Raw genomic sequence first — 6,948 nt, 5'->3', positions numbered from 1 at the left:
GGCTTCTTGTCGCTGGCGGTCTCGCTGACCATGTTCGCCACCGGCGAGCCCACCGCGGGGATCGTCTGGGGCGTCGTGATGGTTGCCGCCTTCGTGGCGAGCGCGGCGGTACTGGTCACGTTGAGTCACCGGATGCACCACAGTGCGTTCTTTCCGGTCAACAGCGATCACGACCGCGCCGAATACGACCTCATGTATCACCAGCACTGAGCGGGTGAGTACCGGCGACCTCCCCACCTGCGGGACGAGGTCGCCGGTAAACTCCTGCCCGTGACGACGAATGGCGCATACGCAACAGGCATCGCAACGGTGACCAACGGGGGGTCGGCGGATCCCGGCGTTGTCCTCGACGTCTGGTACCCCGACCCCGAACTCGCAACACCTGATCTGGCCGACACCAAGATCCTCGAGGGCGACGAGATCCCCACCCACCTCAACGATCTGGTCGGACTCGACGAGGCACGCGGGGTCAAGATCGTCGCTGTCCGCACCTCGATCGCCGATCTGTCCGCCGCACCGACGGACGCCTACGACGTCTACCTGCGACTGCACCTGTTGTCGCATCGATTCATCGAGCCGCACCAGGCGAATCTCGAAGGCATCTTCGGACTGCTGTCCAACGTCGTGTGGACCAACTTCGGCCCCTGCCCGGTGGAGGGCTTCGAGAAGGTTCGCCGACGCCTGCGGGCCCGCGGCCACGTGACGGTGCTCAGCATCGACAAGTTCCCCCGCATGGTCGACTACGTCGCGCCCGGCGGAGTGCGCATCGGCGACGCCGATCGCGTACGTCTCGGTGCGCATCTCGCCCCCGGCACGACCGTGATGCACGAGGGTTTCGTCAACTACAACGCGGGCACGCTCGGTTCGTCGATGGTGGAGGGCCGTATCTCGGCGGGCGTCGTCGTGGGCGACGGCTCGGACATCGGTGGCGGAGCGTCGACGATGGGCACGCTGTCGGGCGGCGGCAAGGAGATCATCTCCCTGGGTAAGCGGTGCCTACTCGGGGCGAACTCCGGGTGCGGCATCCCGCTTGGCGATGACTGCGTCATCGAGGCAGGCCTCTACGTGACCGCGGGCACCAAGGTCACCGGCCCCGACGGCGCGTCGATCAAGGCGCGTGAACTCTCCGGTCAGTCGAACCTGCTGTTCCGCCGCAACAGTCTCACCGGGGCCGTCGAGGTGGTGCCGTGGAAGGGCGACGGCATCGCGCTCAACGAGGCGCTGCACAAGAACAACTGAGATCCGGCGCTGAAACACGCGCTTCTGACACCTGCGAGCGACGCGTCGCGTGCCGGTGTCGGAAGCGCGTGTTTCTGCGTCAGGCGGCAGTCAGCCGCTCCACCGCGGCGTCGATGCGCTCGTCGGTGGCGGTGAGTGCGAAGCGCACATGGTTCGTACCGAGAGGCCCGTAGAAGTCGCCCGGCGCTACCAGGATTCCCCGCTCGGCGAGCCACGCCACGGTGTCGCGGCAGCCCTCACCGCGTGTGGCCCACAGGTACAGGCCCGCCTCCGAGTCGTCGACGCGGAAACCCGCGTCGCGTACGGCGGGCAACAATCGCGAGCGACGTAACTGGTAGCGGGCACGCTGCGCCTCGACGTGCGTGTCGTCGGAGAGCGCCGCGGTCATGGCGGCCTGGATGGGGAACGGCACGATCATGCCCGAATGTTTGCGCACAGCAAGGAGTTCGGCGATCAGATCGTGGTCGCCGGCGAAGAAGCCCGCACGATAGGACGCGAGGTTGGAGATCTTCGACAGTGAGTGGATCGCCAACAGCCCGGTGTGATCGCCATCGCTGACCCGCGGGTCGAGGATGGAGACGGCCTCGGTGTCCCACGACAGCCCGAGGTAGCACTCGTCGGAAGCGAGGATCGTGCCATGCTCACGGCACCACGCCACCACCTTGCGCAGGTGGTCGACGCCCAGCACTCGGCCCGTCGGATTCGACGGCGAGTTGATGAACATGAGCGCAGGCGCAGAACTGCCCATGACCGGGCCGATCTGCAGCGTCGAATCGGCTCGGGTCACCGTCGCTCCCGCGAGCAGGGCACTCACCTCGTAGGTCGGGTACGCGACCTCGGGGATCACGACGTTGTCACCGGCGCCGATGCCGAGCGCCGACGACAGACCCGCAATGGCTTCCTTGGTACCGATGACCGGAAGAATCGACGATTCGGCGAGTCCGGTCGCCCCGTAGCGCCGGGCCAGCGCCTCGGCGGCAGCCTCGCGAAGGTCCGTGGTCCCGACTGTCGCCGGGTATCCGGGGAACTCCGACGCCGAAGCGAGCGCCTCGCGGATCAGCGTGTCGACCGGATCGACCGGGGTACCGACCGAGAGGTCGACGATTCCGCCCTCGTGGGCTGCGGCGCGCGCCTTCGCCTCCGCGAGCGAGTCCCACGGGAAGTCGGGCAGCGCCTCACTCACACGTGCCCGACGGGCCGTGTGCAAGTCAGTCCTCGCCCTCGTTCATGGGCGGGAGAGCTTTGACGAACGGCGGGTCGTAGTCGGTCTTGCCGACCTTGCTCGCACCGCCCGGCGAGCCGAGGTCGTCGAAGAAGTCGGCGTTGGCGCTGACGTAGGGCTCCCACTCGTCGGGGACGTCGTCCTCGTAGAAGATCGCTTCCACCGGACACACCGGCTCGCAGGCACCACAGTCCACGCACTCATCCGGTTGGATGTACAGACTGCGGCCACCCTCGTAGATGCAGTCGACAGGGCACTCCTCGACGCAGGCCCTGTCCATCACATCCACGCAGGGTTCCGCGATGATGTACGTCACCACATTCTCCTTCTTCGCACTTCTACCGCTTGTGTGCCCGCTCTGGCCTGCGTGTGCGACGAGGCGGCGGACCTGGCGCGAGGGCTGATCGCGCCGGACGTGCGCACCGTCGGCCTCCCCCGAGACAGGCGCGGAGCACACGCGGGTTCAACCTTATCTGTCCGATACCACCGGAGCCCACATCGCCCCCGCTCAGCGCCACTCGAGACGACGAAGATCACAGTTTCCGCGACGAGGCGCGACGCTCAATGCCATACCGGATCGTGGAGCGTCCGTTGCGTTCAGCGTGACGCCAACCCTCCCGTCGGAGATGAGTCGGGCGCATCCTGTGCTTGCGAGCCCGACCATCACCTTCGTCCGGAGTGCCCATGACCTCGACTCTCGATCCCGTGCACCGCGCCGCGACGCGGCCGACCAGTGCCACACTACCCACCCGGCTCCGGCCCGCTGATCTGCTGCGCATCACCGACCAGGGCGTCGCGGACGTGATCGACGGCCGATACAACCATCTGCTTCCGACGAGCTGGGATCCCGTCGAACGCTGGTCCACCCGATTGGAGTCCGACGACGACCTCGACCTCTGGCTGATCAGCTGGACCCCGGACCGCTCCACCGACCTCCACGACCACGCTGGCTCACTCGGAGCGCTGACCGTGTTGTCGGGCGCGCTGCGCGAGTACCGCTGGACCGGCAACGACCTCGCACTGCGCATCTTGTCGGCGGGCGACCAGGCCTCGTTTCCGCTCGGCTGGGTGCACGACGTCCAGCACCACGCGAGCGCGCCACCGCTACGCGGCCTCAATCAGTCGCACGCAACCTCCCAGCGGCTCGGTTCGGTGCACGAGCCAGGGCCGACGCTCAGCGTGCACGCCTACTCGCCGCCGTTGACGGCGATGTCGTTCTACGAGGTCACCGACACCGGCCGGTTACGGCGCACGCGTACCGAACTCACCGACGAACCCGAATGACCTCAACAGCGCCGAATGACCCGAATAGCATTGTGATGTGGCCGTGACGATCAATGACCTCCTGCTGACCGCGCGCGAGAACCTCGACCGGGTGGACGCCGTCGATCTCGCGACAGAACTCGACAACGGTGGTGTGCTCGTCGACATACGTCCCGCGGCGCAGCGCGCCACCGAGGGCGAATACCCCGGAGCGCTGGTGCTCGAACGCAACGTGCTCGAGTGGCGGCTCGACCCGGCGAGTGACGCCCGCATCCCCGAGGCCGTCGACCACGACGTGCGGTGGATCGTCTTGTGTTCGGAGGGCTACAGCTCGTCGCTGGCCGCCGCGACGCTGCAACAGCTTGGACTGCACCGCGCGACCGACGTCGTCGGCGGATACCAGGCGATCCTCGCCGCGCGACCTGTCGACTGAGTCGACGACTCGGGTGGGCGATGGCCTCCCCTCACCGGGCCGCGACCCGGACGCTCACGCGACAGCTGCCGGCCAGGGCAGTCCCGACGGGCGGGTATCGGCCGCGAGACCGGTGGTCGGATCGGCGAGCGCCGCCACGTGCGCGGTCAGCGATGGATCGATCCAGTTCTCGGCATCGAGCACGTACGGTGGCTGGGCGGTGATCCGCTCGGCGAGAACGTATTCCGACTCCGCGGTGATCTCGGCGAGTGTCGTGAGGTTGGGCCACGGACGCTCGGGGTTGACGTGGTCCGGGGTCAACGGCGACACCCCGCCCCAGTCGTCGATACCCGAAGCGATGAGCGCGGCGCACTCCTCTCGCGAGACGAGATTCGGTGGTGCCTGTACCCGCATCTGCCGACCGAGCACCAGACGCGCCGTCGCCACCGCCGCGAGAAACTCGGTCATCTCGGCGTCCGGGGTCCCGCGCATCGCGGTGTTGGGCTTGGCGCGGAAGTTCTGCACGATCACTTCCTGGATGTGACCGGCGCGTGCGATGTCGGCGAGCGCGAGGAGCGATTCCGCGCGTTCGGTCAGACTCTCACCGATCCCGACGAGGATGCCCGTGGTGAACGGTATGCGTAGGTCACCGGCATCACGTAACACCTGGAGACGCACCAGCGGGTCCTTGTCCGGGCTGCCGTAGTGCGGTTGGCCCTTCTCGGTGAACAGTCGACGCGACGTCGTCTCGAGCATCATTCCCATCGAGGGGGCAACCGGACGAAGCACCGACATCTCGTGGGCGCTCATCACTCCCGGGTTCAGATGCGGAAGCAGGCCGGTGTCCTCGAGGACCGCGACCGCCGCCGCCCGCACATAGTCGAGCGTCGACGAATACCCGCGCGCTGCAAGCCATTCCCCTGCCTGCGGCCAGCGGTCCTCGGGTCGGTCGCCGAGGGTGAACAGCGCCTCCTTGCAACCGAGCGCCGCCCCCTGACGGGCGATGGACAGCACCTGGTCGATCTCGAGGAACATCCCCTCACCTGCTCGTGCCAGCTTGCCGGGCACGGTGACGAATGTGCAGTAGTGGCACCGGTCGCGGCACAACCGGGTCAGCGGCACGAAGACCTTGCGCGAGTAGGTGATCTGGCGGTCTCGACCCACCTCGGCGAGTCCCTCGTCGCGCAGTTCCGATGCCGCCGCTGCCACCGCCGTCAGATCGTCACCCGACGCCGCGAGCAGCGCCGCGACCTCGGCGACACCGAGGCGATCACCCGAGCCTGCTGCATCGAGCGCTTCACGAACGGCCATCGACTGCGTCATCGGCGTTCACTCCCCTCGCTGGTCTCGACGACATACGGCCCGACATCGAACGTACCGTTGCGTTCGCGGAACGAGACGGCCGTACCGGGCCAGAGCAGGGTGAGTCGCCCACTGACGGGATCGACGTACCAGCTGTTGCAGCCGGTCAGCCACACCGTCGACGACGCACGTTCGTCGATTTCGGCCGTGTAGGCGGCCTCGGCGTCAGCGGACACCTCCAGCGACCGGACATCGCCGTCGCCGAGTACGTCGAGCGCACCGAGGACGTAGTCGAGTTGGGTCTCGATCATGTAGATCGCGGAATTGTGTCCCAGCGCGGCGTTGGGACCGTCGAGCACGAACATGTTGGGAAAGCCGTGGACCGTGGTCGACGCATACGACGTCATGCCATCGGACCAGTGCGCGTCGAGGCGCTCTCCCCTGGCACCGGTGACGCGCGTGGCGACCGGTGGGCGCGCCGCCTCGAATCCTGTTGCCATCACGAGAAGATCGAGGTCGTGACAGCGTCCACTGGCGGCCCTCGCCTTCGATTCACTGACCGAGTCGAGTGCGCTGGGTTCGAAGACGACGTTGCCGCGGACCAACGTCGGATAGAAGTCGTCACTGAGCAGGATGCGTTTGCAACCGATCTCGTACTCCGGGCTCAGCAGTGAGCGCAGCTCCGGGTCGTCGACCTGTGCGTGCAGGTGCGCGCGCGCACGTGCGCGGATCTCGTCGATGTCAGGCCGCAGGCCCTGTCGCTGTCGGAACGCGACGTCGGCGTCACGAAGCAGCTGGTCTCGAATATCTTGCGCCACAACGGGATCGAGATACGCGTCCCGCTCTCGCGCCGTGTAGCGACGGTCATCGCGCGGGACCACGTATGGCGGCGTCCGGCAGAAGACCACGAGTTCGTCTGCCTGCTCGGCGAGATGGGGGGCGATCTGCACCGCCGAGGCGCCCGTCCCCACCAGACCGATCCGTGCACCGTCGAGCGGGAGGTCGTCACGCCACGCCGCGGTGTGGACCACCTCGCCGGTGAAGGAGTCGAGTCCCTCGATGTCGGGAATACGTGCTTCCGAGAGCCGCCCAACCGCCAAGACCAGGGCGCGGCAGGTGATGTCCCCATTCGACGTCGACAGTGCCCAGCGTGCGGTGTCGGGGTTCCATGAGGCATCGAGCAGTTCGCAACCCAGCCGAACCCTCTCTCCGAACCCCTCGTCGGCGACTGTGCGTTCGAGATAGCGCCGGATCTCGGCGCCGCTGGGATACACCGACGACCAGTCGGCGGGCGGCCGGAACGAGTACGAATAGAGGTGAGCTGGGATGTCGCATGCGATACCCGGATAGGTGTTGTCACGCCACGTTCCCCCGACGGCACCGGCCCGTTCGAGAACGACGAACGACTCGCGTCCACGCCGAGCGAGCCGCGTGGCCATTCCGATACCGGCAAAGCCGGCACCGATGATCGCGATATCGACCTCTGTGGCGAACACCGACGGCGCCATAG

The 6,948-nt window shown here is 67.2% G+C and carries 8 protein-coding genes; 4 read left to right on the top strand and 4 right to left on the bottom strand.

The genetic code is table 11. The features are described 5' to 3' along the window. A partial coding sequence (locus GOOTI_RS12005) for a hypothetical protein (protein ID WP_007238861.1) occupies positions 1 to 210 on the top strand: 210 nt, incomplete at its 5' end. Between the two features lie 60 nt (positions 211 to 270). Continuing rightward, positions 271 to 1,239, top strand: coding sequence for a 2,3,4,5-tetrahydropyridine-2,6-dicarboxylate N-succinyltransferase (dapD, locus tag GOOTI_RS12000; RefSeq protein WP_083835907.1), 969 nt, complete (start codon positions 271 to 273; stop codon positions 1,237 to 1,239). A gap of 79 nt (positions 1,240 to 1,318) precedes the next feature. On the opposite strand, the gene dapC is transcribed toward dapD, so the two are convergent. Continuing rightward, on the bottom strand, positions 1,319 to 2,446 hold the full coding sequence (dapC, locus tag GOOTI_RS11995) for a succinyldiaminopimelate transaminase (protein ID WP_007238859.1): 1,128 nt from the start codon (positions 2,444 to 2,446) through the stop codon (positions 1,319 to 1,321). 1 nt (position 2,447) lies between these two features. Beyond that, on the bottom strand, positions 2,448 to 2,780 hold the full coding sequence (gene fdxA / locus GOOTI_RS11990; RefSeq protein WP_039994011.1) for a ferredoxin: 333 nt from the start codon (positions 2,778 to 2,780) through the stop codon (positions 2,448 to 2,450). Positions 2,781 to 3,145: 365 nt separating this feature from the next. Here fdxA and GOOTI_RS11985 point away from each other — a divergent pair, with 365 nt between their 5' ends. After that, the gene (locus tag GOOTI_RS11985; RefSeq protein ID WP_007238857.1) at positions 3,146 to 3,745 is read left to right on the top strand and encodes a cupin domain-containing protein; all 600 of its coding nucleotides are present in this window, start codon (positions 3,146 to 3,148) and stop codon (positions 3,743 to 3,745) included. Positions 3,746 to 3,782: 37 nt separating this feature from the next. Further along, positions 3,783 to 4,157 (top strand): rhodanese-like domain-containing protein, encoded by a 375-nt coding sequence (locus GOOTI_RS11980; RefSeq protein ID WP_007238856.1) that lies wholly within the window; start codon positions 3,783 to 3,785, stop codon positions 4,155 to 4,157. A gap of 54 nt (positions 4,158 to 4,211) precedes the next feature. Here GOOTI_RS11980 and cofG read toward each other — a convergent pair whose 3' ends face one another. Both cofG and GOOTI_RS11970 read right to left on the bottom strand, forming a co-directional pair. Beyond that, positions 4,212 to 5,459 carry a 7,8-didemethyl-8-hydroxy-5-deazariboflavin synthase CofG gene (gene cofG, locus GOOTI_RS11975; RefSeq protein ID WP_007238855.1) on the bottom strand — a complete coding sequence of 416 codons (1,248 nt, stop codon included), beginning with the start codon at positions 5,457 to 5,459 and terminating at the stop codon, positions 4,212 to 4,214. Then, positions 5,456 to 6,946 (bottom strand): flavin-containing monooxygenase, encoded by a 1,491-nt coding sequence (locus tag GOOTI_RS11970; protein WP_039993996.1) that lies wholly within the window; start codon positions 6,944 to 6,946, stop codon positions 5,456 to 5,458. The genes cofG and GOOTI_RS11970 overlap by 4 nt, the downstream gene beginning before the upstream one ends. Positions 6,947 to 6,948 lie beyond the last annotated feature (2 nt).

The organism is Gordonia otitidis NBRC 100426 (assembly GCF_000248075.1).
Lineage (GTDB): Bacteria > Actinomycetota > Actinomycetes > Mycobacteriales > Mycobacteriaceae > Gordonia > Gordonia otitidis.
The sequence above is the reverse complement of the archived record's forward strand: the minus strand, read 5'-3'. Positions and strand labels throughout refer to the sequence as shown.

Bases quoted from the DNA above. Each gene is read 5' to 3' on its own strand.
- GOOTI_RS11985 (WP_007238857.1), top strand. From the start codon at position 3,146: ATGACCTCGACTCTCGATCCCGTGCACCGCGCCGCGACGCGGCCGACC.
- cofG (WP_007238855.1), bottom strand. From the start codon at position 5,459: ATGACGCAGTCGATGGCCGTTCGTGAAGCGCTCGATGCAGCAGGCTCG.
- GOOTI_RS11970 (WP_039993996.1), bottom strand. From the start codon at position 6,946: ATGGCGCCGTCGGTGTTCGCCACAGAGGTCGATATCGCGATCATCGGT.